Origin of the sequence: Streptomyces sp. NPDC046881 (assembly GCF_040645015.1) — a bacterium.
Taxonomy (GTDB): domain Bacteria; phylum Actinomycetota; class Actinomycetes; order Streptomycetales; family Streptomycetaceae; genus Streptomyces.
This window is the reverse complement of sequence record NZ_JBEYXJ010000023.1, coordinates 49,090-72,877: the sequence shown is the minus strand read 5'-3', so window position 1 is coordinate 72,877 and position 23,788 is coordinate 49,090. Positions and strand designations below refer to the sequence as shown.

General features: G+C 72.8%; 19 protein-coding genes and 1 riboswitch. Of the genes, 13 read left to right on the top strand and 6 right to left on the bottom strand.

Annotated elements, in window-relative coordinates; translation table 11 throughout:
• Positions 1-91: 91 nt before the first annotated feature.
• Both ABZ923_RS14445 and ABZ923_RS14440 read left to right on the top strand, forming a co-directional pair.
• On the top strand, positions 92-1,258 hold the full coding sequence (locus tag ABZ923_RS14445; RefSeq protein WP_361470823.1) for a citrate synthase/methylcitrate synthase: 1,167 nt from the start codon (positions 92-94) through the stop codon (positions 1,256-1,258).
• A gap of 185 nt (positions 1,259-1,443) precedes the next feature.
• Complete coding sequence (locus tag ABZ923_RS14440; RefSeq protein WP_361470821.1) at positions 1,444-2,535, top strand: GTP-binding protein; 1,092 nt, start codon at positions 1,444-1,446, stop codon at positions 2,533-2,535.
• A gap of 16 nt (positions 2,536-2,551) precedes the next feature.
• Here ABZ923_RS14440 and ABZ923_RS14435 read toward each other — a convergent pair whose 3' ends face one another.
• A complete protein-coding gene (locus ABZ923_RS14435) occupies positions 2,552-5,011 on the bottom strand; it encodes a DNA topoisomerase IV subunit A (protein ID WP_361470819.1) in 2,460 nt (819 codons plus the stop codon).
• 295 nt (positions 5,012-5,306) lie between these two features.
• Here ABZ923_RS14435 and ABZ923_RS14430 point away from each other — a divergent pair, with 295 nt between their 5' ends.
• From ABZ923_RS14430 to ABZ923_RS14415, 4 genes are all read left to right on the top strand, one after another.
• Complete coding sequence (locus ABZ923_RS14430; protein WP_361470817.1) at positions 5,307-6,704, top strand: pitrilysin family protein; 1,398 nt, start codon at positions 5,307-5,309, stop codon at positions 6,702-6,704.
• On the top strand, positions 6,701-8,089 hold the full coding sequence (locus ABZ923_RS14425) for a pitrilysin family protein (RefSeq protein WP_361470815.1): 1,389 nt from the start codon (positions 6,701-6,703) through the stop codon (positions 8,087-8,089). The genes ABZ923_RS14430 and ABZ923_RS14425 overlap by 4 nt, the downstream gene beginning before the upstream one ends.
• A gap of 208 nt (positions 8,090-8,297) precedes the next feature.
• A riboswitch (cyclic di-AMP (ydaO/yuaA leader) is annotated at positions 8,298-8,458 on the top strand.
• A 12-nt stretch (positions 8,459-8,470) separates the two neighbouring features.
• Positions 8,471-9,226: a M23 family metallopeptidase gene (locus ABZ923_RS14420; protein ID WP_361470813.1), complete on the top strand. Its 756-nt coding sequence runs from the start codon at positions 8,471-8,473 to the stop codon at positions 9,224-9,226.
• 198 nt (positions 9,227-9,424) lie between these two features.
• Entirely contained in the window at positions 9,425-10,111 is a 687-nt protein-coding gene (locus tag ABZ923_RS14415) for a GntR family transcriptional regulator (protein ID WP_361470811.1), read from the top strand.
• A gap of 187 nt (positions 10,112-10,298) precedes the next feature.
• On the opposite strand, the gene ABZ923_RS14410 is transcribed toward ABZ923_RS14415, so the two are convergent.
• Positions 10,299-10,580, bottom strand: a complete 282-nt coding sequence (locus ABZ923_RS14410) for an HPr family phosphocarrier protein (protein WP_361470809.1) — start codon at positions 10,578-10,580, stop codon at positions 10,299-10,301.
• A 178-nt stretch (positions 10,581-10,758) separates the two neighbouring features.
• Here ABZ923_RS14410 and ABZ923_RS14405 point away from each other — a divergent pair, with 178 nt between their 5' ends.
• From ABZ923_RS14405 to ABZ923_RS14385, 5 genes are read left to right on the top strand one after another with little or no spacing between them, the layout of a single operon-like run.
• Entirely contained in the window at positions 10,759-13,569 is a 2,811-nt protein-coding gene (locus tag ABZ923_RS14405; RefSeq protein WP_361470807.1) for a GNAT family N-acetyltransferase, read from the top strand.
• A gap of 24 nt (positions 13,570-13,593) precedes the next feature.
• Complete coding sequence (locus ABZ923_RS14400) at positions 13,594-14,007, top strand: hypothetical protein (protein WP_361470805.1); 414 nt, start codon at positions 13,594-13,596, stop codon at positions 14,005-14,007.
• Between the two features lie 10 nt (positions 14,008-14,017).
• Positions 14,018-14,605 carry a DUF5998 family protein gene (locus tag ABZ923_RS14395; RefSeq protein WP_234335867.1) on the top strand — a complete coding sequence of 196 codons (588 nt, stop codon included), beginning with the start codon at positions 14,018-14,020 and terminating at the stop codon, positions 14,603-14,605.
• On the top strand, positions 14,605-15,795 hold the full coding sequence (locus tag ABZ923_RS14390; RefSeq protein ID WP_361470803.1) for a nucleotide pyrophosphatase/phosphodiesterase family protein: 1,191 nt from the start codon (positions 14,605-14,607) through the stop codon (positions 15,793-15,795). The genes ABZ923_RS14395 and ABZ923_RS14390 overlap by 1 nt, the downstream gene beginning before the upstream one ends.
• A 46-nt stretch (positions 15,796-15,841) precedes the next feature.
• Complete coding sequence (locus tag ABZ923_RS14385; protein ID WP_361470801.1) at positions 15,842-16,492, top strand: thymidine kinase; 651 nt, start codon at positions 15,842-15,844, stop codon at positions 16,490-16,492.
• 7 nt (positions 16,493-16,499) lie between these two features.
• Here ABZ923_RS14385 and ABZ923_RS14380 read toward each other — a convergent pair whose 3' ends face one another.
• Positions 16,500-17,291: a VOC family protein gene (locus tag ABZ923_RS14380; RefSeq protein ID WP_361470799.1), complete on the bottom strand. Its 792-nt coding sequence runs from the start codon at positions 17,289-17,291 to the stop codon at positions 16,500-16,502.
• 320 nt (positions 17,292-17,611) lie between these two features.
• On the opposite strand from ABZ923_RS14380, the gene ABZ923_RS14375 reads away from it, so the two are divergent.
• Positions 17,612-18,460 carry a sulfurtransferase gene (locus ABZ923_RS14375; RefSeq protein ID WP_361470797.1) on the top strand — a complete coding sequence of 283 codons (849 nt, stop codon included), beginning with the start codon at positions 17,612-17,614 and terminating at the stop codon, positions 18,458-18,460.
• A gap of 57 nt (positions 18,461-18,517) precedes the next feature.
• Here ABZ923_RS14375 and sepH read toward each other — a convergent pair whose 3' ends face one another.
• The 3 genes from sepH to ABZ923_RS14360 form a co-directional block, all read right to left on the bottom strand.
• A complete protein-coding gene (gene sepH / locus ABZ923_RS14370; RefSeq protein WP_361470795.1) occupies positions 18,518-19,558 on the bottom strand; it encodes a septation protein SepH in 1,041 nt (346 codons plus the stop codon).
• A gap of 411 nt (positions 19,559-19,969) precedes the next feature.
• Positions 19,970-21,289, bottom strand: coding sequence for a D-arabinono-1,4-lactone oxidase (locus ABZ923_RS14365; RefSeq protein ID WP_361470793.1), 1,320 nt, complete (start codon positions 21,287-21,289; stop codon positions 19,970-19,972).
• Entirely contained in the window at positions 21,249-22,487 is a 1,239-nt protein-coding gene (locus ABZ923_RS14360) for an MFS transporter (RefSeq protein ID WP_361470791.1), read from the bottom strand. The genes ABZ923_RS14365 and ABZ923_RS14360 overlap by 41 nt, the downstream gene beginning before the upstream one ends.
• A 172-nt stretch (positions 22,488-22,659) precedes the next feature.
• Here ABZ923_RS14360 and ABZ923_RS14355 point away from each other — a divergent pair, with 172 nt between their 5' ends.
• The gene (locus tag ABZ923_RS14355) at positions 22,660-23,787 is read left to right on the top strand and encodes a ferrochelatase (protein WP_361470789.1); all 1,128 of its coding nucleotides are present in this window, start codon (positions 22,660-22,662) and stop codon (positions 23,785-23,787) included.
• The last annotated feature ends 1 nt before the right edge of the window (position 23,788 follow it).

Here is a 23,788-nt window from a genome sequence, read left to right as displayed (position 1 = left end):
ATCTAATCAATATTGACAAGGAATCAGTCAAGCGTGGACAGTCGGATCAAGTCGAAGGTCACGTCAAGGATCAAGCCGAGGGAGGGCAACCATGGCCGTCAACAGGACCGCCACCCCGCTCATCGACGCCCCGCGCGGTCTCGCGGGCGTCGTCGTCGCCGAGACCGAGATCGGCGACGTCCGGGGCCGGGAGAGCTTCTACCACTACCGCCAGTACTCCGCCGTCGACCTCGCCCGCACCCGCAGCTTCGAGGACGTCTGGCATCTCCTGGTCCACGGCATGCTCCCGGACCCGCGGCGCGGCGCCGCCTTCGCCGCCGAGACCGCCGCCCTGCGGCGCCTGCCCGACGACGTCCGCACGGCCCTGCCCGCGATCGCCGGGGCCGGCCGGCTCTCCGGTCCGCTGGCCGGACTGCGCACGGCACTGTCCCTGCTGGGCGCCGCCCGGGGCTTCCGGCCGGTGTACGACATCGACCCGAACCAGCGGCGCGCCGACACCCTGGCCGCCTGTGCGGCCGTACCCACCCTGCTCACCGCGCTGTACCGGCTCGGCCGGGGCCTCGATCCCCTGGAGCCCCGCGAGGACCTCTCGTACGCGGCCAACTACCTGTACATGCTGACCGGTTCGGAACCGGATCCCCGTCGGGTCCGTGCGGTCGAGCAATACCTGATCTCAACCATTGACCACGGATTCAACGCGTCAACGTTCACCGCGCGCGTCATCGCGTCCACCGGCGCCGACGTCGCGGCCTGCCTGACCGGCGCCGTCGGCGCCCTCTCCGGCCCCCTGCACGGAGGCGCGCCCAGCCGGGCCCTGGACACGCTGGACGCCATCGGCACGCCCGACCGGATCGACCCCTGGATCCGCGCACGGGTGCTCGCCGGTGACCGGATCATGGGCTTCGGTCACGCCGTCTACCGCACGGAGGACCCCCGTTCCCGGATGCTGCGGGAGATCGCCCTCGGCTTCGGCGGCCCCCGGGTCGACTTCGCGGTGGAGGTCGAGCGCCGGGTGGAGGCGATCCTCGCCGAGCTGAAGCTTGGCCGCGAACTCCACACGAACGTCGAGTTCTACGCCGGTGTGGTCATGGAACTGTGCGGCCTGCCCCGGGAGATGTTCACCCCCACCTTCGCCGCGGCACGCGTGGTCGGCTGGAGCGCCAACATCCTGGAACAGGCAGCCGACCCGAAGATCATCCGCCCGGTGGCACGGTACGTGGGCCCGGAGCCCCGGGTGGCGGTGGCCTCCGGCCGATGACGCGGGCCGGCGACGCGACGGCGCCGCAAGCCGTCGGCCACCGGCAGCCGGCTCTGGCGGCCCGCACGCACCAGGACCGTCACCAGGACCGTTCCCCGCCGCTCGTATCCTGGACGACCAGTCCACGCCCGTCCGTGCGCCGGGCCGCGAGCCGGTGCACGCTGGTACGTCAGAGAGGTCGCCCGTTGGGGAACAGCCCGGTAGACAGCGGTAGCCCGCAGCAGATCCCGGTCGTCGTGCTCGCCGGTTTCCTGGGCTCCGGGAAGACCACGCTGCTCAACCATCTGCTGCACCGCAGCGGAGGCAGCCGGATCGGGGCCATCGTCAACGACTTCGGGGCCATCGAGATCGACGCCATGGCCGTCGCCGGTGCCCTCGGCGACTCGACCGTGTCCCTCGGCAACGGTTGCCTGTGCTGCGCCGTCGACCCCGGCGAACTCGACCTCTACCTGGACCGGCTCGCCGCGCCCGCCACCGGCATCGACGTGATCGTCATCGAGGCCAGCGGACTGGCGGAGCCGCAGGAACTCGTGCGGATGGTGCTCGCCAGCGAGCATCCCGGCATCGTGTACGGCGGTCTGGTCGAGGTGGTCGACGCCGCCGAGTTCGACGACACGCGGGCCAGGCACCCGGAGATCGACCGGCACCTCGCCCTCGCCGACCTGATCGTCGTCAACAAGCTCGACCGCGCCGGCGACGCCGACCGGGTCCTGGGGCTCGTCCGCTCGCTCACCGACCGCGCCGCCGTCGTCCCCGCCACCTACGGCCGCATCGACCCCGAGTTCCTCTTCGACTGCCGGCCCGGCGAGGAGCGCGTCGGGCAGCTGTCCTTCGACGACCTGCACGACCACGGCGCCGACGACCACGCCGGCCACCTGCACACCGGCTACGACAGCCTGTCCTTCACCGCCGACGTGCCGCTGGAGCCTCGCCGGCTCATGCGGTTCCTGGACAGCCGGCCCGAGGGGCTGTACCGGATCAAGGGGTACGTCGACTTCGGGCCGTACGACCCGCGCAACCGGTACGCCGTGCACGCCGTCGGCCGGTTCCTGCGCTTCTACCCGGAGCCGTGGGCGCCCGGGGAGGCCCGTCTCACCCAGCTCGTGCTGATCGGCTCCGGCATCGACGCGGACACCCTCGACAAGGAACTCGAGGGGTGCGCGAACGACGCCCCGCACGCCGACGAGCACGGCATGTGGGGCGTCCTGCGCTACGTACAGGACCCGGACGAACCGGGGGCCGAGGCGGAAGCGGACCTGGAGGATCCGCCCGCCTAGACGCGGGCCGCCCGGCTCAGGACACCGGCCCCGCCACCACGGCCACCGTCTTCGGCAGCGAGGTGCCCGAGCCGTCCCGGCGCGGGTCCACCTCGGGCAGCTCCACCGGGGTGCCGTTCTTCTGCGCCGCGCGCGCGGGCAGCGGGCCCGCCCAGGCCAGCGACAGACAGTCCTCGCCCTTCAGGAACCGCTGGCAGCGCACACCACCCGTGGCCCGGCCCTTGCGCGGGTACTGGTCGAACGGGGTCAGCTTGGCCGTCGTCTGCACCGAGTCGTCCAGCGTGCCGCGCGAGCCCGCCACCGTGAACACCACCGCGTCGGCGGCCGGGTCGACCGCCGTGAAGGAGATCACCTTCGCGCCCTCGGCGAGCTTGATGCCCGCCATGCCGCCCGCCGGGCGGCCCTGCGGGCGGACGATCGAGGCCTGGAAGCGCAGCAGCTGCGCGTCGTCCGTGATGAACACCAGGTCCTCCTCGCCGGTGCGCAGCTCCACCGCGCCGACGATCCGGTCGCCCTCCTTGAGCGTGATGACCTCCAACTCGTCCTTGTTGGACGGATAGTCGGGCACCACCCGCTTGACGACACCCTGCGCGGTGCCGAGCGCGAGACCCGGCGACGACTCGTCCAGCGTGGTCAGGCAGACCACCGTCTCGTCGTCCTCCAGGGAGACGAACTCCGCCAGCGGGGCCCCGCCGGAGAGGTTCGGCGCGCTCACCGGCTCGGGCAGCTGCGGCAGGTCGACCACGTTGATCCGCAGCAGCCGGCCCGCCGAGGTGACCGCACCGATCACTCCGCGCGCGGTCGCCGGCACCGCCGAGACGATCACGTCGTGCTTGACGCGCCTGGCGCCCGCCGCCTCCGGGAACGGCTCCGCGGTCGCCGTACGGGCCAGCAGCCCCGTCGAGGACAGCAGCACCCGGCACGGGTCGTCGGCCACCTGCAGCGGCACCGTGGCCGCCGGGGCGCCCGCGGACTCCAGCAGGACCGTGCGCCGGTCGGTGCCGAACTTCTTGGCCACGGCGGCCAGCTCGGCCGAGACAAGCTTGCGCAGCTCCGCGTCCGACTCCAGGATCCGGGTCAGTTCCTCGATCTCCGCGGTGAGCTTGTCCTTCTCCGCCTCCAGCTCGATCCGGTCGTACTTGGTGAGCCGGCGCAGCGGCGTGTCGAGGATGTACTGCGTCTGCACCTCGCTCAGCGAGAAGCGCTCCATCAGGCGCTCCTTGGCCTGCGCGGAGTTCTCGCTGGACCGGATGATCCGGATGACCTCGTCGATGTCGACCAGCGCGGTCAGCAGGCCCTCGACCAGGTGGAGCCGGTCGCGCTTCTTGCCGCGGCGGAACTCGCTGCGGCGCCGGACCACCTCGAAGCGGTGGTCCAGGTAGACCTCCAGCAGCTCCTTCAGGCCCAGGGTGAGCGGCTGGCCGTCGACCAGGGCGACGTTGTTGATGCCGAAGGACTCCTCCATCGGCGTCAGCTTGTACAGCTGCTCCAGGACGGCCTCCGGCACGAAGCCGTTCTTGATCTCGATGACCAGGCGCAGGCCGTGCTCGCGGTCGGTGAGGTCCTTGACGTCGGCGATGCCCTGGATCTTCTTCGCGTTGACCAGGTCCTTGATCTTCGCAATGACCTTCTCGGGGCCGACCGTGAACGGCAGTTCGGTGACCACCAGGCCCTTGCGGCGGGCGGTGACGGTCTCGACCGAGACGGTGGCGCGCATCTTGAAGGTGCCGCGACCGGTCGCGTACGCGTCCCGGATGCCGTCCAGGCCGACGATCCGGCCGCCGGTGGGCAGGTCCGGGCCCGGCACGTGCTTCATCAGCGCGTCCAGGTCGGCGTTCGGGTTCCGGATCAGGTGGCGGGCGGCGGCGACGACCTCGCGCAGGTTGTGCGGCGGCATGTTCGTCGCCATGCCGACCGCGATGCCCGAGGAGCCGTTGACCAGCAGGTTCGGGAAGGCGGCGGGCAGCGCCACCGGCTCCTGCTCCTGGCCGTCGTAGTTCGGCGCGAAGTCGACCGTGTCCTCGTCGATCGACTCGGTCATCAGGCTCGTCGCCTCGGCCATGCGGCACTCGGTGTACCGCATGGCGGCCGGCGGGTCGTCGTTGCCCAGCGAGCCGAAGTTGCCGTGGCCGTCGACCAGCGGCACGCGCATGGAGAAGGGCTGCGCCATGCGCACGAGGGCGTCGTAGATCGACGCGTCGCCGTGCGGGTGCAGCTTGCCCATGACCTCGCCGACGACACGCGCGCACTTCACATAGCCGCGCTCGGGACGCAGGCCCATCTCGTTCATCTGGTAGACGATCCGGCGGTGCACCGGCTTGAGACCGTCACGGGCGTCCGGCAGGGCGCGCGAGTAGATGACCGAGTACGCGTACTCGAGGTAGGAGCCACGCATCTCGTCCACGACGTCGATGTCGAGGATCCTCTCCTCGAACGAATCGTCGGGCGGCGGGGTCTTCGTGCTGCGGCGGGCCATCGCTGCCTGGCTCCTTCTGATCTGGTCGCTCGCCTACGGGGCGCTCGTGCTGCTGAAGCGGTTGACGGATCTGACGCGGACCATTGTGGACCTAGGCACCGACAACCCGTGCCACCACCCGGTCCGGGGGGCTCGCCGGACCGGCGGAGCGGAGTCCGACGCAGGCTACGCGATCCGCTGTGGGCGTACGCCCCGCGGGAACTTCGCCGAGGCCCCGATCGCTTTGCATACAGTGGCAGGAACGGCAGGAAAACCGCGGTTTCCATCAACCGCCTCCGCTCGCGAAGGGACGTACATGCCCATGGGTCACACGACCACAGCCGAGGCAGGCTCCGGGGGCCTGACAGCGACCGAGCACCGCCTGGCCAACGGTCTGCGCGTGGTGCTGTCCGAGGACCACCTGACCCCGGTGGCGGCGGTCTGCCTCTGGTACGACGTCGGCTCCCGCCACGAAGTCAAGGGCCGTACCGGCCTGGCTCACCTCTTCGAGCACCTGATGTTCCAGGGCTCCGCGCAGGTGAAGGGCAACGGCCACTTCGAGCTGGTCCAGGGCGCCGGCGGCTCGCTCAACGGCACCACCAGCTTCGAGCGCACCAACTACTTCGAGACCATGCCCGCCCACCAGCTGGAGCTGGCGCTCTGGCTGGAGGCCGACCGCATGGGCTCCCTGCTGGCCGCCCTGGACGACGAGTCCATGGAGAACCAGCGGGACGTCGTCAAGAACGAGCGCCGCCAGCGCTACGACAACGTGCCGTACGGCACCGCCTTCGAGAAGCTGACCGCGCTCTCCTACCCGGAGGGCCACCCCTACCACCACACGCCGATCGGCTCCATGGCGGACCTGGACGCGGCCACCCTGGAGGACGCCCGCCAGTTCTTCCGCACGTACTACGCGCCGAACAACGCGGTGCTCTCCGTGGTCGGCGACATCGACCCCAAGCAGACCCTCGCCTGGGTGGAGAAGTACTTCGGCTCCATCCCGTCCCACGACGGCAAGCCCGCGCCCCGCGACGGCTCCCTGCCGGACGTCATCGGCGAGCAGAAGCGCGAGGTCGTCGTGGAGGAGGTCCCGGCGCGCGCCCTGATGGCCGCCTACCGGCTCCCGCACGACGGCACGCGCGCGTGCGACGCGGCCGACCTCGCGCTGACGATCCTCGGCGGCGGCGAGTCCTCCCGCCTGTACAACCGGCTGGTGCGCCGCGACCGTACGGCCGTCGCGGCGGGCTTCGGCCTGCTGCGCCTGGCCGGCGCGCCCTCCATGGGCTGGCTGGACGTGAAGACCTCCGGCGACGTCGAGGTGCCGGTCATCGAGACCGCCATCGACGAGGAGCTGGCCCGGTTCGCCGCGGAGGGCCCCACCCCCGAGGAGATGGAGCGCGCCCAGGCACAGCTGGAGCGCGAGTGGCTGGACCGGCTCGGCACGGTCGCCGGCCGCGCCGACGAACTGTGCCGGTTCGCGGTCCTGTTCGGCGACCCGCAGCTCGCCCTGACCGCCGTCCAGCGCGTCCTGCAGGTGACCCCGGAGGAGGTCCAGGAGGTCGCGGGGGCCCGCCTGCGGCCCGACAACCGCGCGGTCCTCGTCTACGAGCCGAAGTCCCCGCCGCAGTCCGTCGAGGACGCCCGGGTCCCCGAGGACCCGGAGCAGGAAGCCACCGTAGAGGCCGGCAACGAGAACGAGGAGACGGCCAAGTGACCGAGCTCGCCACCATGGACTTCCACCCGCGCCCGCAGCCCGGCGAGGCCAGGCCCTGGGCGTTCCCGGCCCCCGAGCGCGGCACGCTCGACAACGGCCTGACCGTGCTGCGCTGCCACCGCCCCGGCCAGCAGGTCGTCGCCGTCGAGGTGCTGCTGGACGCGCCGCTGGACGCCGAGCCGGCCGGCCTGGACGGCGTCGCCACGATCATGGCGCGGGCCTTCTCGGAGGGCACCGACAAGCACTCCGCCGAGGAGTTCGCCGCCGAGCTGGAGCGCGCGGGCGCCACCCTGGACGCGCACGCCGACCACCCCGGCGTCCGGCTCAGCCTGGAGGTCCCGGCCTCCCGCCTGGCCAAGGGCCTCGGGCTGCTCTCCGACGCCCTGCGCGCGCCCGCCTTCGCCGAGAGCGAGGTCGAGCGGCTGGTCCGCAACCGCCTGGACGAGATCCCGCACGAGCTGGCCAACCCCGCCCGGCGGGCCGCCAAGGAACTCTCCAAGGAGCTGTTCCCGGCGACCTCGCGCATGTCCCGGCCGCGCCAGGGCACCGAGGAGACGGTCGAGAAGATCGACGCCGGGGCCGTACGCGCCTTCTACGACCGCCATGTGCGGCCCGGCACGGCCACCGTGGTCGTCGTCGGCGACCTGACCGGAACCGACCTGGACGGGCTGCTCGGCGACACCCTGGGCGCCTGGACCGGCACCCCCGGCGAGCCCCGGCCGGTGCCGCCGGTGACCGCCGACGACACCGGGCGCGTGGTCATCGTGGACCGGCCCGGCGCCGTCCAGACGCAGCTGCTCATCGGCCGGATCGGCCCTGACCGGCACGACCGGGTGTGGCCCGCCCAGGTGCTCGGCACGTACTGCCTCGGCGGCACCCTCACCTCCCGCCTGGACCGCGTCCTGCGCGAGGAGAAGGGCTACACCTACGGTGTGCGCTCCTTCGGGCAGGTCCTCAGGTCCGCGCCGGACGGCACGGGCGCGGCGATGCTCGCCATCAGCGGCTCCGTGGACACGCCCAACACCGGCCCGGCCCTGGAGGACCTGTGGAAGGTGCTGCGGACCGTCGCGGCGGAGGGTCTGACCGACGCCGAGCGGGACGTCGCCGTGCAGAACCTCGTCGGCGTGGCGCCGCTGAAGTACGAGACCGCGGCGGCCGTCGCGAGCACGCTGGCCGACCAGGTCGAGCAGCACCTGCCCGACGACTTCCAGGCGACGCTGTACCGGCAGCTGGCCGCCACGGGCACGGTGGAGGCCACCGCGGCCGTCGTGAACGCGTTCCCGGTGGACCGCCTGGTGACCGTCCTCGTCGGTGACGCGGCTCGGATCAAGGCGCCGGTGGAGGCGCTCGGCATCGGTGAAGTGACCGTGGTGGCGGCCGAGTAACGGCACGCGCGCGTGGGCCCTGGCGACCTACGGGTCGTCAGGGCCCAGCTGTTCCACTCGGTCCCTCAGATGCCCGTTTTGGGGCGGAGGTTGCCTGTCTGCCCTGTGGGATGCGCTACAAAATCCCGGCTGCGTTTGAGGATTGAAAGCGCGTCGCCGTAGCGTCGTCCGGGCTGTTCGTCAGGCAGTGCGCCGCACCCGCGGCACCGGACAGTCATCGCCGAGTCCCCGTACGGCGCGAGCCAGGGGAGCCGGGGACCCACCGTCCCTGGGGTGAATCGGGCGCCCGCGCGGCTGCGAGGGGGCCCGTAGGAGACCTTCCTGCTCCGAACCCGTCAGCTAACCCGGTAGGCGAGAGGGAAGGAAAGGACCAGTCACTTCATGGCGTTCATGTGCGCCACCGGGAAGCACCGCAAGCCCGGCCGGGTCAAGCGGACCACGGCCCAGGCGGCCGGCGTCGCGGCCCTCACCACCACCGGCGTGATCGGCACCCTCGCCGCCTCCCCGGCGCTCGCCGCCGAGAACTCCACGGAGCAGACCGGCCTCGTCCCCGTCCTCACCGTGACCGAGGACGTCCCCGAGCAGATCGACGCGCAGGCCACCGCCCAGCAGCAGGCCGCCGAGCTGAAGGCGGCCGAGGAGGCCGCGGCGAAGGCCGCCGCCAAGCGGGCCGCGGAGGTGCGCGCGGCCAAGGCCCGCGCCGCCCGCGAGGCCGAGCGCAAGCTGCTGAACACCTTCGTCGCCCCCATCGCGCACTCGTACGTCTCCACCGGCTACCAGGCCAGCAGCTCCCTGTGGTCCTCCGGTTCGCACACCGGCATCGACTTCCACGCGGCCAGCGGTACGGCCGTCCACGCGGTGGGCTCCGGCACGGTCGTCTCCACCGGCTGGGGCGGCGCGTACGGCAACCAGATCGTGATCCGGATGGCGGACGGCATGTACACGCAGTACGGCCACCTGTCGTCCATCGGGGTCACGGTGGGCCAGAAGGTCGCTCCGGGCCAGCAGATCGGCCTGTCCGGCGCCACCGGCAACGTCACCGGCCCGCACCTGCACTTCGAGGCGCGGACCAGCCCCGAGTACGGCTCGGACATCGACCCGATCGCCTACCTCCGCAAGCACGGCGTGAACCTCTGACGTCCCGCGCACGACCCTCCGAGGCCCCGGCTCACCGAGCCGGGGCTTTCGCCGTTTTTCGCAGTGTCCGCCGGATCCGCTGACCAAAAAATATCCATGGATTAGGGCTCGCCGTCGGAAATTCCGGCTCATTGGAATAGAGTCACGGAACACGCGTCCATCGTCGACGTTTCACGGGGATTAAGGCGGAGGTCGGTCATGCGTATTCCGGCGCACTCGGTGTGCACCGCTGTCCGGGACGACATCGTCGCGGGCGTCTACGAGCGCGGCAGCCGCCTCACCGAGGAAGTCCTGGCCCGCCGGTACGGCGTCTCGCGCGTCCCCGTGCGCGAGGCGCTGCGCACCCTGGAGGCCGAGGGCTTCGTGGTCACGCGCCGGCACGCGGGCGCGTGCGTGGCCGAGCCGACCGAGCACGAGGCCGCCGACCTGCTGGAGATGCGGATGCTGCTGGAGCCGCTGGGTGCCGCCCGGGCCGCCCAGCGGCGCACCGAGGCCCATCTGAAGGTGCTGCGCGGCCTGGTCCGGCTGGGCCAGGAGCGGGCCAGGCGGGGCGGCAGCGAGGATCTGCGCTCGCTGGGCGGCTGGTTCCACGAGACACTCGCCCAGGCCTCCGGGAGCCCGTCGCTGACCTCGATGCTCACCCAGCTGCGGCACAAGATCGCCTGGATGTACACGGTGGAGGCGCCGGCCAGCCCGCTGGAGTCCTGGACGGAGCACGGAGCCATCGTGGACGCGGTGGCGCGCGGGGACGCCGAGCGTGCGCGGGCGCTCACCGCGCTGCACGCCGAGCGCGCGACGGGCGCGCACCGGCTGCGCTTTTCCGGCGCCACGGAACGTGTGAGGACTTCGCAACAAGCCGTAAACATGTCGGGCCAGCGGCATTAACACGGGCGCCGTATACAAAGAGGAGTTATTCCGGGCGGGGTCTTCTCTGCTGCCCGGAATTCATGGTGCGGTAATTCATGCCGTTTTCCGGGCGCCCGGTAAATCGACGGCCCGGGGCGCGCGGAAACGGCGAAGCCGCGCCGCCCCGAAAGGCGAACGCGGCTCCGGCGCTCTGTGCGGTGCTCGCTCAGACGGTCTCGGGCAGCTCCTCCAGGCCCTCGGAGACCAGCTTGGCCAGCCGGTCGAGTGCGGCGTCCGCACCCTCGGCGTCGGAGGCGAGGACGATCTCCTCGCCGCCCTGGGCGCCCAGGCTCAGAACGGCGAGCATGGAGGCCGCGTTGACGGGGTTGCCCCCGGCCTTGGCGATCGTCACCGGGACGCCTGCGGCCGTGGCGGCTCGGACGAAGATGGAGGCGGGGCGGGCGTGGAGGCCCTCGGCCCAGCCGACGTTGACGCGGCGCTCAGCCATGTGTTGCTGCCCTTCGGTGTTCAGGGTTGTCTAGACCAGTTTCCCATATCGTGAAGCGTGCCCGGAGAGGACGTCCGTCCCCTTCCGCCGTGGGGCCGGACCGCGGCCTCGGTCCGGCTTTCCGTCCTCCACAGACTGCCCCGCGCCGTTGTCGTACGCGAGCCGTACTCTGGGGCCCATGCAGACCTCGGCGGACCGGCAGGACCGGCACCAGTACCCCGCCCACTGGGAGGCGGACGTGGTGCTGCGTGACGGGGGCACCGCACGCATCCGGCCCATCACCGTTGATGACGCCGACCGCCTGGTCAGTTTCTACGAGCAGGTCTCGGACGAGTCGAAGTACTACCGCTTCTTCGCGCCGTACCCACGGCTCTCCGCCAAGGACGTCCACCGCTTCACGCACCACGACTTTGTGGACCGGGTGGGACTCGCGGCCACCATCGGCGGCGAGTTCATCGCCACCGTACGCTATGACCGCATCGGCGCCGACGGCATGCCCGCCTCCGCGCCCGCCGACGAGGCCGAGGTCGCCTTCCTCGTGCAGGACGCCCACCAGGGCCGCGGGGTCGCCTCCGCCCTGCTGGAGCACATCGCCGCCGTCGCGCGCGAGCGGGACATCCGCCGCTTCGCCGCCGAGGTGCTGCCGGCCAACACCAAGATGATCAAGGTGTTCACGGACGCCGGCTACACCCAGAAGCGCAGCTTCGAGGACGGCGTCGTCCGCCTGGAGTTCGACCTCGAACCCACCGACCGCTCCCTCGCCGTGCAGCGCGCGCGGGAGCAGCGCGCCGAGGCCCGCTCGGTACGACGGCTCCTCGCGCCCGGCTCGGTCGCGGTCGTCGGCGTCGGGCGCGCCCCCGGCGGGGTGGGCCGCAGCGTCCTCGGCAACATCCGCGACGCGGGCTACACCGGCGGTCTGTACGCCGTGAACCAGCTCTTCCCGGAGGACCTCAAGGAGGTCGACGGGGTGCCCGCGCACCGCTCGGTGCGGGACATCGGCGGGCCCGTGGACCTCGCCGTCGTCGCCGTACCGGCGGAGCAGGTGCCCGCCGTGGTCGCCGAGTGCGGCGAACACGGCGTCCAGGGGCTGGTCGTGCTCTCCGCCGGGTACGCCGAGAGCGGCCCCGAGGGGCGTGAACGGCAGCGGGCCCTGGTCCGCGCCGCGCGCGCGTACGGCATGCGGATCATCGGCCCGAACGCCTTCGGGCTCATCAACACCGCCCCGGACGTCCGGCTGAACGCCTCGCTCGCCCCCGAGATGCCCCGCCCCGGCCGCATCGGCATGTTCGCCCAGTCCGGCGCCATCGGCATCGCCCTGCTGTCCCGGCTGCACCGGCGCGGCGGAGGCGTCACGGGGGTCACCGGCGTCTCCACCTTCGTCTCCGCGGGCAACCGCGCCGACGTCTCCGGCAACGACGTCCTGCAGTACTGGTACGACGACCCCGAGACCGACGTCGTCCTCATGTACCTGGAGTCCATCGGCAACCCCCGCAAGTTCACCCGCCTCGCCCGGCGGACGGCGGCGGCCAAGCCCCTCGTGGTGGTCCAGGGGACCGGCACGGCACCGCAGGGCCACGCGGTCAGGGCCACCCGGCTGCCGCACGCGACCGTCTCCGCGCTGCTCAGGCAGGCCGGCGTGATCCGGGTCGACACGATCACCGAACTGGTCGACGCGGGACTGCTGCTCGCGCGCCAGCCGCTGCCCGCGGGCCCGCGCGTGGCCATCCTCGGCAACTCCGAGTCGCTGGGCGTGCTGACGTACGACCGGTGTCTGGCCGAGGGGCTGCGGCCGGCCCGGCCCGTGGACCTGACGACCGGGGCGACCGCGGAGGACTTCCACCGGGCGCTCGCCGCCGCGCTGGCCGACGGCACGAACGACGCCGTCGTCGTCACGGCGATCCCCGCGATCGGGGAGGGCTCCCCGGGCGACGCCGAACTGGCGGAGGCGCTGCGGTCGGCCGCGGCCGCCGTGCCGGGGAAACCGGTGCTGGTGGTGCACGTGGAGCTCGGCGGGCTGGCCGAGGCCCTGTCCGCCGCGGCGAGCACCGCGCCCGGAGCCGGCGACAGGGCGCCGGGCCCCGCGGGCGCGGCCGCCCCCGCCCCCCTCACCACCCCTCCCGAAGGCACCCACCTCATCCCCGCCTACCCCGCCGCCGAACGCGCCGTCCGGGCCCTAGCCGAAGCTGTGAAGTACGCCGGGTGGCGGCGGGAGGCGGCCGACCCCGGGAAGGTGCCGGAGTACGACGACATCGACGAGAAGGGGGCCGCGCGGCTGATCGGCGAGCTGCTCACGCGCGGGCAGGGGCTCACCATCTCCGACGCGGAGACCTGCGAGCTGCTCGGCAAGTACGGCATCCCCGTGCGCCGCGCCCTGCCCGCGCCCACGCCGGGGGCCGCCGTCGAGGCCGCCCGCGCGCTCGGCTACCCGGTCGCCCTCAAGGCCACCGCCCCGCACCTGAGGCACCGCGCCGACCTGGGCGGAGTCCGCCTGGACCTCGCCGACGAGGAACAACTGCTACGGGCGTACGCCGAGTTGACCGAGCTGTTCGGGCAGCCGGAGGAGCTGCGGCCGGTGGTGCAGGGCATGGCACCGCGCGGGGTCGACACGGTCGTCCGTGCGGTGATCGATCCGGCGGCCGGCGCGGTGCTGTCCTTCGGCCTGGCCGGTGCCGCCTCCCAGCTGCTCGGCGACATGGCCCACCGGCTGGTCCCGGTCACCGACCGGGAGGCGTCCTCGCTGGTGCGGTCGATCCGGACGGCCCCGCTGCTGTTCGGCTGGCGCGGCTCCACCCCGGTGGACACCCCGGCCCTGGAGGAACTGCTGCTGCGGGTGTCCCGGCTGGTCGACGACCACCCGGAGGTGGTCGCGGTCACCCTGGAGCCGGTCGTCGTCGCCCCGCACGGGGTCAGCGTGCTCGGCGCCACGGTGCGGCTCGCACCGCCCCCCGCCCGCGACGACCTGGGCCCGCGGACCCTGCCGGCCTACTGAGCGGGCCCGGGGGAGGGGGGAGCCATGGAGATCGTCGGACGGAAGCTGCCCGAGGGCAGCTGGTGGGACTGGGAGATCACCGCCTGCGACGTGGGGCAGCTGCGCCTGGCCGCCGGGTACGACCTCACCCACCACCACGGCCTCGAAGTGATCTTCACCGCCCCGCTGTTCGTCTCCTGCCCGCCGGCCTTCCAGGACCCCGTCTTCCGCCCGCCCACCCCCCGGGAGACGGCACGTCTCGCCCGGGTCCTGGGGGAGGCCGCGCCCCTCGTCGTCGCGTTCGAGGCGGATGCCGGCGGCCGGGAGGCCGTCTCCTGCCTGGTAGCCGCCGAAGCGTTGGCCATCCGCCCGGGACTCGTGCGCAGGCCCCCGCGCGCGGACACGGAGGCCGCCCCCGGTCCACGCGACTGGCCCGGACCGCCCCTGCCCACGGATTAGGATGGACGCCATGGCCAAGACCAGTACGACGACCCAGGGGCTGCGCGCGGCGATCGAGCGCAGCGGCTACTACCCGGCCCTCGTGGCCGAGGCGGTGGAGGCCGCGGTGGGCGGCGAGCCCGTCCGGTCGTACCTGGTCCACCAGGAGACCACGTTCGACCAGAACGAGGTGCGCCGGCACGTCACCGTGCTGGTCCTCACCGGCAACCGCTTCATCGTCAGCCACACCGACGAGCAGGCCGCCGACAGCACGTCCCCGACGCCGTACGCCACCACCTCCACCGAGTCCGTGAAGCTCGACCGGATCTCCTCGGTCGTGGTCAGCCGGGTCGTCGCGAACCCGGAGCAGTACACGCCGGGCACGCTGCCCCGCGAGGTCGTGCTGACCATCGGCTGGGGTGCGGTCAGCCGTATCGACCTGGAGCCCGCCGCCTGCGGCGACCCCAACTGCGACGCCGACCACGGCTACACGGGCAGCTCCACGGCGGACGACCTCAGCCTGCGCGTCAGCGAGGCCGGGGACGGCCCGGAGACGGTGCGCCAGGCGCTCGCCTTCGCGCAGGCCATCTCGGAGGCGACCGCGGACCTCACGCGCTGATGTCCCAGCTCTCCGCCTGGGACCACCCGGAACCCCTCGCCCTGGACACCGCACCGCTGCCCGAGTACGGCACCGGCTCCCTGGCCGACCTGCTGCCCACCCTGGCCGCCGGCATGGGCGTGCCCGGCCTCACCGCCACGATCGGGGAACTGACCGCCACCGACCGGGTCTGCGTGTTCCTGATCGACGGGCTCGGCTGGGAGCAGCTCAGAGCCCACCCGGACGAGGCTCCCTTCCTCACCTCCCTGCTCGGCAGCTCGCGCGGCGGCACCGGCCGCCCGCTCACCGCCGGCTACCCGGCGACCACCGCGACCTCCCTCGCCTCCGTCGGCACCGGCCTGCCGCCCGGCCTGCACGGCCTGCCCGGGTACACCGTGCGCAACCCGGGCACGGGCGAGCTGATGAACCAGCTGCGCTGGCAGCCGTACACGGAACCGCGCCCCTGGCAGCCGTACCCCACCGTCTTCCAGCTGGCCCACGAGGCCGGTGTGCACGCCGCGCAGGTCTCCTCACCCGCCTTCGAGCACACCCCGCTCACCAAGGTCGCGCTCAGCGGCGGCGGCTTCCACGGCCGGCTCACCGGCGAGGACCGCATGGACCTGGCGGCCGAGCAACTGGCCGCCGGGGACCGCTCGCTGGTGTACACGTACTACTCGGAGCTGGACGGCGCCGGGCACCGCTACGGCGTCGCCTCCGACACCTGGCGCGGCCAGCTCATGACCGTCGACCGGCTCGTCCAGCGCCTCGCCGAGCAGCTGCCCCCGCGCAGCGCCCTCTACGTCACCGCCGACCACGGCATGGTCGACGTGCCGTTCGACGAGCAGCACCGCATCGACTTCGACGAGGACTGGGAGCTGCGCGCCGGCGTGGCCCTGCTGGGCGGCGAGGGCCGGGCCCGGCACGTGTACGCGGTCCCCGGCGCCGAGAGCGACGTCCTGACCGTCTGGCGCGAGGTGCTCGGCGAGCAGTTCTGGGTGGCCTCGCGGGACGAGGCGATCGCGGCCGGCTGGTTCGGCCCGCAGGTCGACGAGCGCGTGTACCCGCGGATCGGGGACGTGATCGCCGCCGCGCACGACGACGTCCTGATCATCGCCTCCGAGCGGGAGCCCAAGGAGTCGGCGCTGGTCGGCAACCACGGCTCGATGACCCCTGCCGAGCAGCTCGTCCCGCTGCTCGAAGTACGCTCCTGAAGCGCTCCACCCTCCCGACGACTCACCGAAAGGTGCTCAACCCCTCATGCCCGAGCTGGTGTTCTTCTCCGGAACGATGGACTGCGGGAAGTCGACGCTGGCTCTGCAGATCGAGCACAACCGCTCCGCGCGCGGACTGGCCGGCATGATCTTCACCCGGGACGACCGGGCGGGCGAGGGCAAGCTGTCCTCCCGGCTGGGCCTGGTCACCGACGCGGTGGAGGTCGAGGACGGCCAGGACCTGTACGCCTACCTCGTGGACCACCTGTCGCAGGGCGGCCGGGCCGACTACGTGATCGCGGACGAGGCGCAGTTCCTCGCGCCCGAGCAGATCGACCAGCTCGCGCGCGTGGTGGACGATCTCGGTCTGGACGTGTTCGCCTTCGGCATCACCACCGACTTCCGCTCCAAGCTGTTCCCGGGCTCGCAGCGGCTGGTGGAGCTGGCCGACCGGATCGAGGTGCTCCAGGTGGAGGCGCTGTGCTGGTGCGGCGCCCGGGCCACGCACAACGCCCGCACGATAGGCGGTGAGATGGTGGTCGAGGGCGCCCAGGTGGTCGTCGGCGACGTCAACCAGTCCGCGGGCGAGATCGGCTACGAGGTGCTGTGCCGCCGCCACCACCGGCGCCGGATGACCGCCGCGTCGGCCCGTGCGGCGGCCCTGTCCCCGGACGTCCTGCCCGTCCCGGCCTCCTAGAGGCCTCTCAGCGCGGGTCCTGGACCACCGAGAACTCGGCGCCCTCCGGGTCCGCCACCGTCGCCACCCGCCCGTGCGGGCTGTCGTGGGCCGGCCGGAGGATCCGCCCGCCCAGCCCGGTGACCTGCCGCAGCGTCGCACCGATGTCGGCGACCTCGAAGTACGTCCGCCAGTACGGCCCCCGGTCCCGGGGCAGGACGTGGCCCACACCGTGGAGCCCGGCCACCGGCCGGCCGTCCAGGCGCAGGGTCAGGTAGTCGAAGTCGGCGGAGACCACCGGCTCCTCCTCGTAACCGAACACGCTCGTGTAGAACTTGGCGACGCTCTCCGTCTCGAAGGTGACCAGTTCGTTCCAGACGGGCGTGCCGGGCACGCCGCTGATCGCCGTGCCGAAGTGCGCGGAGCCCTGCCAGATCCCGAACACCGCACCGGAGGGATCGGCGGCGATCGCCATCCGCCCGGCCTCGGCGGCGTCGAGCGGGCCGACGGCCACCGTGCCGCCGCACAGCCGTACCGTGTCGGCGGTCCGGTCCACGTCGTCCGAGGCGAGGTACGGCGTCCAGGCGACCGGCAGCCGGCGGTCCGGCGGCAGCTGGCCCATGCCCGCCACCTCCCGCCCGTCCAGCAGCGCCCGCACGTACGGGCCGAGCTGCTGCGGGCCCGGCCGGAACTCCCAGCCGAACAGCTCACCGTAGAACTCCTCGGTGGCGTCCAGCCCGTGCACCATCAGGCTCACCCAGTTGGGCGTGCCGGGCGCGCGCCGCGCGTGCGGACCGGCCGACTCCCGTGCCTCGGTCATCGATCACTCTCTCCCCGGCCCCTCGCGGTGGCCGTGTCGCTTCCGCTCCCCGGAAGGGGTGTCCACGCCGCCGGCGCGTACGCCCGTGCCGGTGCCCGCATCCTCCGGCGGTGCCGCGGGGCCGTACCGCGCCACTCGGCCGTCACTCCGGGAGGATGCCCGATCTGCCGTCTTTCGCCGCTTCCTGACGATGGCCGACGGGTGCCCGTCGGATGTACAGCCCGTGCTCGGTCCAGTACGCCCGGTGATCGAGCGTGTCCGGCCGAGCAGAGTAGCCGGACCTGGACGCCGCGGCCACCCCTGGCGTATGGATGGACGCCATGACAGCCATCATCACCGCATCCGATCTTGCACACGAGCTGACCGGGGACAACCCGCCCACGCTGCTGGACGTGCGCTGGCAGCTGAGCGTGGCGAAGGCGGCGGGCGCGCCGGCCTTCGACGGCCGGGCCGCGTACGCGGCCGGGCACATCCCCGGCGCGGTCTTCGTCGACCTGGACCGGGAGCTGGCCGCCGCGCCCGGCGCGCGGGGCCGGCATCCGCTGCCCGACCTGGCGGAGTTCGGTGCGGCGATGCGCCGCGCCGGCGTGTCGGCGGGGCGGCCGGTCGTCGTGTACGACGGCGGGCAGGGCTGGGCCGCCGCGCGCGCGTGGTGGCTGCTGCGCTGGACGGGTCACCCGGACGTGCGGGTGCTCGACGGCGGGTTGCCGTCCTGGCGGGGCGAGCTGTCCGTGCAGACTCCGGAGCCGGCCGAGGGCGACTTCGCACCGGCGCCCGGGACCGGCCTGCTGGACGCGGACGACGCCGCGGCGCTGGCCCGTACGGGTGTGCTGCTCGACGCCCGCGCGGGGGAGCGGTACCGCGGTGAGGTGGAGCCGATCGACCGGGTCGGCGGCCATATCCCGGGCGCGGTGTCGGCGCCGACGACGGAGAACGTGGGCCCCGACGGCCGCTTCCTGCCCGCGGCGGAGCTGAGGGACCGTTTCAAGGCCCTGGGGGTGTCCGAGGACACCGAGGTGGGCGTGTACTGCGGTTCGGGCGTCTCCGCCGCCCACGAGGTGCTCGCGCTGGCGGTGGCGGGCATCCCGGCGGCCCTGTACGTGGGTTCGTGGTCGGAGTGGTCCTCGGACCCGGCGCGACCGGTGGCCGTGGGGGCGGATCCGCAGTAGCGGACGGTCCGAAGAGGGGGCACGCGCGCGTGCCCCCTCCCGTATCCGTACGGCGGCCTACTCCTGCTTCTTGCGGCGGGTGCCGAACACGATCTCGTCCCAGCTCGGCACGGCGGCCCGGCGGCCGGGGCGGACGCCGTCGGCCTCGGCCTGCCGGTCGGTCGCGCCGACGAGCCGGTCGCGGTGGCTGCTGACGGAGCGCGGCATGAGGACGTCCGCGTAGGCGGAGCCGGCGGACGCGGCCGGCGCCGGCGGCTCCTCGGCGGCGGGCTCGTCGTCGGGGTCCTCCGAGGGCTCCGCCGGTCGTTCCGGGACCACCAGGTCGCCCCGGAAGCTCGGTACGGCCTCCAACAGGCTGGTCAGCGAGTCGCGCTCACTCGTGCCGTCCTCGTCCGGTTCCGACGACTGCGCGGGCAGGCCGGGCCGGTCGCGGTCGACCCGTTCGAGCGCGCGGTCCATCGAGCGCTCGCGCGGCAGCCGGGCGATGCGCGGGACGAACGGGAAGCTCGGCTCCGGCACGGCGAGGTCGTCGGACTCGCCGATCAGCGAGCGCGCCTCCTCGTCCACGGCCTGCACGAGCCGCCGGGGCGGGTCGTACGTCCAGCTCGCCGAGTGCGGTTCGCCCGCGACCCGGTAGACGAGGAGCACCTCCCAGGTGCCGTCGTCGCGGCGCCAGGAGTCCCACTGCACGGTGTCCTTCTCGGCGCCGCGCAGCAGCAGCCGCTCCTGCACGGTCTCGCCGAGCAGCGGGCCGGAGTTCTCGCCGGGGCGGCGGACCGGGGTCTTGCGGGCCCGCTCGGCCATGAAGGCGCGCTCGGCGAGCACCGGGCCCTCGAACCGCCGTACCCGGTCGACGGGGATGCCGGCGAGCTGGGCGACCTCTTCCGCGGTGGCACCGGCCCGTATCCGCGCCTGGATGTCACGCGGGCGGAGATGGCTCTCGACCTCGATCTCGATCTGGCCGAGACGGGGACGGTCGCCGCGCACGGCGGCGCGCAGGCGTTCGTCGATCGGAAGCGTGTACTCCGTAGAGTCGGCAGCCTTCAGCACCAGCCGTGTGCCGTCATTCGAGACGGCCACGACACGCAGTTCGGGCATGGGGACCTCCCGGGTGGTGCCTGCCGACGTCACGTGCGTCGCTGCTTCCGCTAGTCGAGTGTGGCCTGCCCGGGTGCAGCCTGCCACAACCTTGCCGAGTTGCCCGGCGTGTCGGGCGCGGGCCCGGGACCGCCGTTATGGCACGGTTACCTGTTCGCAACGCTAAGTGACCAACTCCGTCACCCTGTGCAACTAGCCCCCTCCCGGCGATCCTGCAAGGTCGCGGGCACCCTGGTGGGAGACCGGACCCAGGGCTCGCAACAGTACTCCATTCGGACCACGTGCGTGGATCGGCGCGCCGCCCAACTTCTGGCAAGGGCGGGGACTTGGCCCTCCGCAACCGGTTTTACCGATCATGAACGTGGCCGACTTCACGCAATCACCAGAAACGGAACCAAAGGTTTCGCCCGCCTACGCCCCCAGCACCCTCCGCAGGTAGGCGTTCTGGAACACCCGGTCCGGGTCCAGACGGTCCCGCAGTGCGGTGAACTCGCCGAAGCGCGGGTACGCCCGGGCGAAGTACTCGGCGTCCCGCGTGTGCACCTTGCCCCAGTGCGGGCGCCCCTCGTGCGCGGTGAAGATGCGCTCGGCGGCGGTGAAGTACGCCTGATAGGGCGTGCCCCGGAACATGTGCACGGCGATGTAGGCGCTGTCCCGGCCGGAGGCGGTGGACAGGGTGATGTCGTCGGCCGGGGCGGTGCGCACCTCGACCGGGAAGCCGACCCGCAGACCGGAGCGGTCGACCATGGCCTTCAGTTCGCGCAGCGTGGCGACGAGCGCCGCGCGCGGGACGGCGTACTCCATCTCCACGAAGCGCACCCGGCGCGGCGAGGTGAAGACCTTGTACGGGATGTCCGTGTACGTGCGCGCGGACAGGGCCCTGCTGGACAGGCGCGCGATCGCCGGAACGGTCGCGGGGGCCGCCCGGCCGACCCACTGGGCCACCTGGAAGACGCCGTTGGAGAGGAACTCGTCCTCGAACCATCCGGCGACCTGCCCCACCGGCTGCGCGGGGCCGGCGCTGCGGTTGTTGCGCTTGGTGTTGGTGCTGCCGGTGTGCGGGAACCAGTAGAACTCGAAGTGCTCGTTCTCGGCCCACAGTTGGTCGAACTCGGCGAGGACCCGCTCGAAGGGCATGGGCTCCTCGCGCGCGGTGAGCAGGAAGAGCGGCTCCACGGCGAAGGTGAGGGCGGTGACGATCCCCAGGGCGCCGAGGCCGATGCGGGCCGCGGCGAACACCTCCGGGTTCTCCTTCTCGGAGCAGGTGAGCAGCGAGCCGTCGGCCGTGACGAGTTCCAGGCCCTTGATCTGCGCGGCGATGGAGGCGGACGTGCGGCCCGTGCCGTGCGTGCCGGTGCTGGTGGCCCCCGAGACGGTCTGCTCCATGATGTCGCCCATGTTGGTGAGCGAGAGGCCCTCGCGCGCGAGGGCGGCGTTGAGTCTCTTGAGCGGGGTGCCCGCCTCCACCGTGACCGTCATGGACGCCCGGTCGATGGTGCGTATACCGGTCAACAGGTGAGGGCGTATCAACACGCCGTCGGTGGCGGCGATCGAGGTGAAGGAGTGCCCGGTCCCGACCGCCTTCACCGTCAGGCCGTCCTCCCGCGCCCGGCGCACCGCCGCGGCCAGCTCCTCCACCGAGGCCGGCGCGACCTGCCGGGCGGGCCGGGCGGAGACGTTCCCGCCCCAGTTACGCCAGGTGCCGTTCTTCCCGCTCGCTGTGCTGCTCAACGGTGCCTCCCCGACCCGCGGCCGGCCTGCGCAGCCGGCGGTACCCGAGGAAACCGACCGCGACCGCGACGGCTCCGGACACGGCCGGAACCCCGTACCCGGCCCGTGCTCCGGCCGCGTCGATCACCCAGCCGGCCACGGAGGAGCCGGCCGCGATGCCGACGGCGAGGCCGGTGCTCACCCAGGTCATGCCTTCGGTGAGCTGCGCGCGCGGTACGTGCTCTTCGATGAGGGACATCGTCGTGATCATCGTCGGTGCGATGGACAGCCCCGCAACGAACAGCGCCACGGCCAGAAGCGGCAGGTTTCCGACCAGTAGGAGGGGGATCATACTCACGGCCATCCCCGCCACGCCCAGCAGCCAACGGCGTTCCGGCGCACCGCTGAAGCGCAGCAGTCCGAAGACCACGCCGGCCACGCAGGAGCCGGCCGCGTACAGCGCCAGGACCACGCTTGCGGCGCCCTTGTGGCCGCGCTCGTCGGCGAAGGCGACGGTGACCACGTCCACGGCACCGAAGATCGCGCCGGTCGCCATGAAGGTGGCCACCAGCACCTGGAGTCCCCGCGCGCGCAGGGCGCTGCCGCCGCCGTGCCGCTCGCGCGGGTGCGGCGCGGGCTCGGTGGCGCGCTGGGCGGTCAGCCAGAAGACGCCGGCCGCTAGGAAGCAGGCGGCCAGCAGCGGACCCGCCTCCGGGAACCAGGCCGTGGACAGGCCGATGGAGATGATCGGCCCGAAGATGAAGCAGACCTCGTCCACGACCGACTCGAACGAGTAGGCGGTGTGCAGCTTCGGGGTGCCCCGGTACAGCGCCGCCCAGCGGGCCCGGATCATCGCGCCCAGACTCGGCACCGTGCCGATGCCGGCCGCGCAGACGAACAGCACCCAGTCCGGCCCCCGCAGGTGGGCGGCGAGCAGCAGCCCGGCCGCCGCGGCCAGCGCCACCAGGGTCGCGGGGCGCAGCACCCGGCGCTGCCCGTGCCGGTCCACGAGCCGGGAGATCTGCGGGCCCACCGCGGCGGCGGACAGCGCCATGGCGGCCGACAGGGCGCCCGCGAGGCCGTACCGCCCGGTGAGCTGGGAGACCATCGTGACCACGCCGATGCCCATCATCGACAGCGGCATCCGGCCGATGAGTCCCGCGGCGGAGAAGGCCTTGGTGCCCGGCTCGGCGAACAGGGCTCTGTAGGGGCTGGGCACGTGGTCTCCGGAGCGACTCGGTAAGGCGCGATTGCGGCTGATACAGCTTACGAGTTAGGGCACCCTAATTGCACCCGGTGCGACACCCGAAGAAACCGGTATGAACCATCTGGAATCCGATTCCTCGCCCCGCTGTTTCCGCGCTGTCGGTGCCGGGTGGCAGGATCGACTCATGCCAGACGCGCTCGATGCCACCCCGTACGACGCCCTCCTCCTGCTCTCCTTCGGCGGCCCCGAAGGCCCGGACGACGTGGTCCCGTTCCTGGAGAACGTCACGCGGGGGCGCGGCATCCCCAAGGAACGCCTCAAGGAAGTCGGGCAGCACTACTTCCTGTTCGGCGGGGTCAGCCCCATCAACGACCAGAACCGCGCCCTGCTGGACGCCCTGCGCAAGGACTTCGCCGACCACGGGCTGAACCTGCCGGTCTACTGGGGCAACCGCAACTGGGCGCCGTACCTGACCGACACCCTGCGCGAGATGGTCGCCGACGGCCGCCGCCGCGTCCTCGTCCTCACCACCAGCGCCTACGCCTCCTACTCGGGCTGCCGCCAGTACCGGGAGAACCTCGCCGACGCGCTGGCCGCCCTGGAGGCCGAGGGCCTGGAGCTGCCGCGGATCGACAAGCTGCGGCACTACTTCAACCACCCCGGCTTCGTCGAGCCCATGACCGACGGCGTGCTGCGGGCCCTGGAGGACCTCCCCGAGGACGTCCGCCCGGGCGCCCACCTGGCCTTCACCACCCACTCCATCCCGACCTCCGCGGCCGACACCTCCGGCCCGGTCGAGGCCCACGGCGAGGGCGGTGCCTACGTCGAGCAGCACCTGGACGTGGCCCGGCTGATCGCCGACGCCGTCCGCGAGCGCACCGGCGTCGACCACCCCTGGCGGCTCGTCTACCAGTCCCGCTCCGGCGCCCCGCACATCCCGTGGCTGGAGCCCGACATCTGCGACCACCTGGAGGAGCGGCACGCGGCCGGCGTGCCCGCCGTGGTCATGGCCCCCATCGGCTTCGTCTCCGACCACATGGAGGTCCTCTACGACCTCGACACCGAGGCGAAGGCCAAGGCCGAGGAGCTGGGCCTGCCGGTGCGCCGCTCGGCCACCGTGGGTGCCGACCCGCGGTTCGCCGCGGCCGTCCGCGAGCTGGTCGTCGAGCGGGCCGCCGTGGAGCGCGGCCAGGAGGTCACCCCGTGCGCCCTGGGCGCGCTGGGCCCGAGCCACAACCTCTGCCCGGTCGGCTGCTGCCCCGCCCGTGCGCCCCGCCCGGCCGCCGCCGGTGCCGACAGCCCCTACGCGTGAG

What these genes read in the sequence shown, in the direction of transcription:
- ABZ923_RS14445 (WP_361470823.1), top strand. Translation starts at nt 92, where the DNA reads ATGGCCGTCAACAGGACCGCCACCCCGCTCATCGACGCCCCGCGCGGT.
- ABZ923_RS14435 (WP_361470819.1), bottom strand. Translation starts at nt 5,011, where the DNA reads ATGGCCCGCCGCAGCACGAAGACCCCGCCGCCCGACGATTCGTTCGAG.
- ABZ923_RS14430 (WP_361470817.1), top strand. Translation starts at nt 5,307, where the DNA reads ATGCCCATGGGTCACACGACCACAGCCGAGGCAGGCTCCGGGGGCCTG.
- ABZ923_RS14420 (WP_361470813.1), top strand. Translation starts at nt 8,471, where the DNA reads ATGGCGTTCATGTGCGCCACCGGGAAGCACCGCAAGCCCGGCCGGGTC.
- ABZ923_RS14415 (WP_361470811.1), top strand. Translation starts at nt 9,425, where the DNA reads ATGCGTATTCCGGCGCACTCGGTGTGCACCGCTGTCCGGGACGACATC.
- ABZ923_RS14410 (WP_361470809.1), bottom strand. Translation starts at nt 10,580, where the DNA reads ATGGCTGAGCGCCGCGTCAACGTCGGCTGGGCCGAGGGCCTCCACGCC.
- ABZ923_RS14405 (WP_361470807.1), top strand. Translation starts at nt 10,759, where the DNA reads ATGCAGACCTCGGCGGACCGGCAGGACCGGCACCAGTACCCCGCCCAC.
- ABZ923_RS14400 (WP_361470805.1), top strand. Translation starts at nt 13,594, where the DNA reads ATGGAGATCGTCGGACGGAAGCTGCCCGAGGGCAGCTGGTGGGACTGG.
- ABZ923_RS14395 (WP_234335867.1), top strand. Translation starts at nt 14,018, where the DNA reads ATGGCCAAGACCAGTACGACGACCCAGGGGCTGCGCGCGGCGATCGAG.
- ABZ923_RS14390 (WP_361470803.1), top strand. Translation starts at nt 14,605, where the DNA reads ATGTCCCAGCTCTCCGCCTGGGACCACCCGGAACCCCTCGCCCTGGAC.
- ABZ923_RS14385 (WP_361470801.1), top strand. Translation starts at nt 15,842, where the DNA reads ATGCCCGAGCTGGTGTTCTTCTCCGGAACGATGGACTGCGGGAAGTCG.
- ABZ923_RS14380 (WP_361470799.1), bottom strand. Translation starts at nt 17,291, where the DNA reads ATGACCGAGGCACGGGAGTCGGCCGGTCCGCACGCGCGGCGCGCGCCC.
- ABZ923_RS14375 (WP_361470797.1), top strand. Translation starts at nt 17,612, where the DNA reads ATGACAGCCATCATCACCGCATCCGATCTTGCACACGAGCTGACCGGG.
- sepH (WP_361470795.1), bottom strand. Translation starts at nt 19,558, where the DNA reads ATGCCCGAACTGCGTGTCGTGGCCGTCTCGAATGACGGCACACGGCTG.
- ABZ923_RS14355 (WP_361470789.1), top strand. Translation starts at nt 22,660, where the DNA reads ATGCCAGACGCGCTCGATGCCACCCCGTACGACGCCCTCCTCCTGCTC.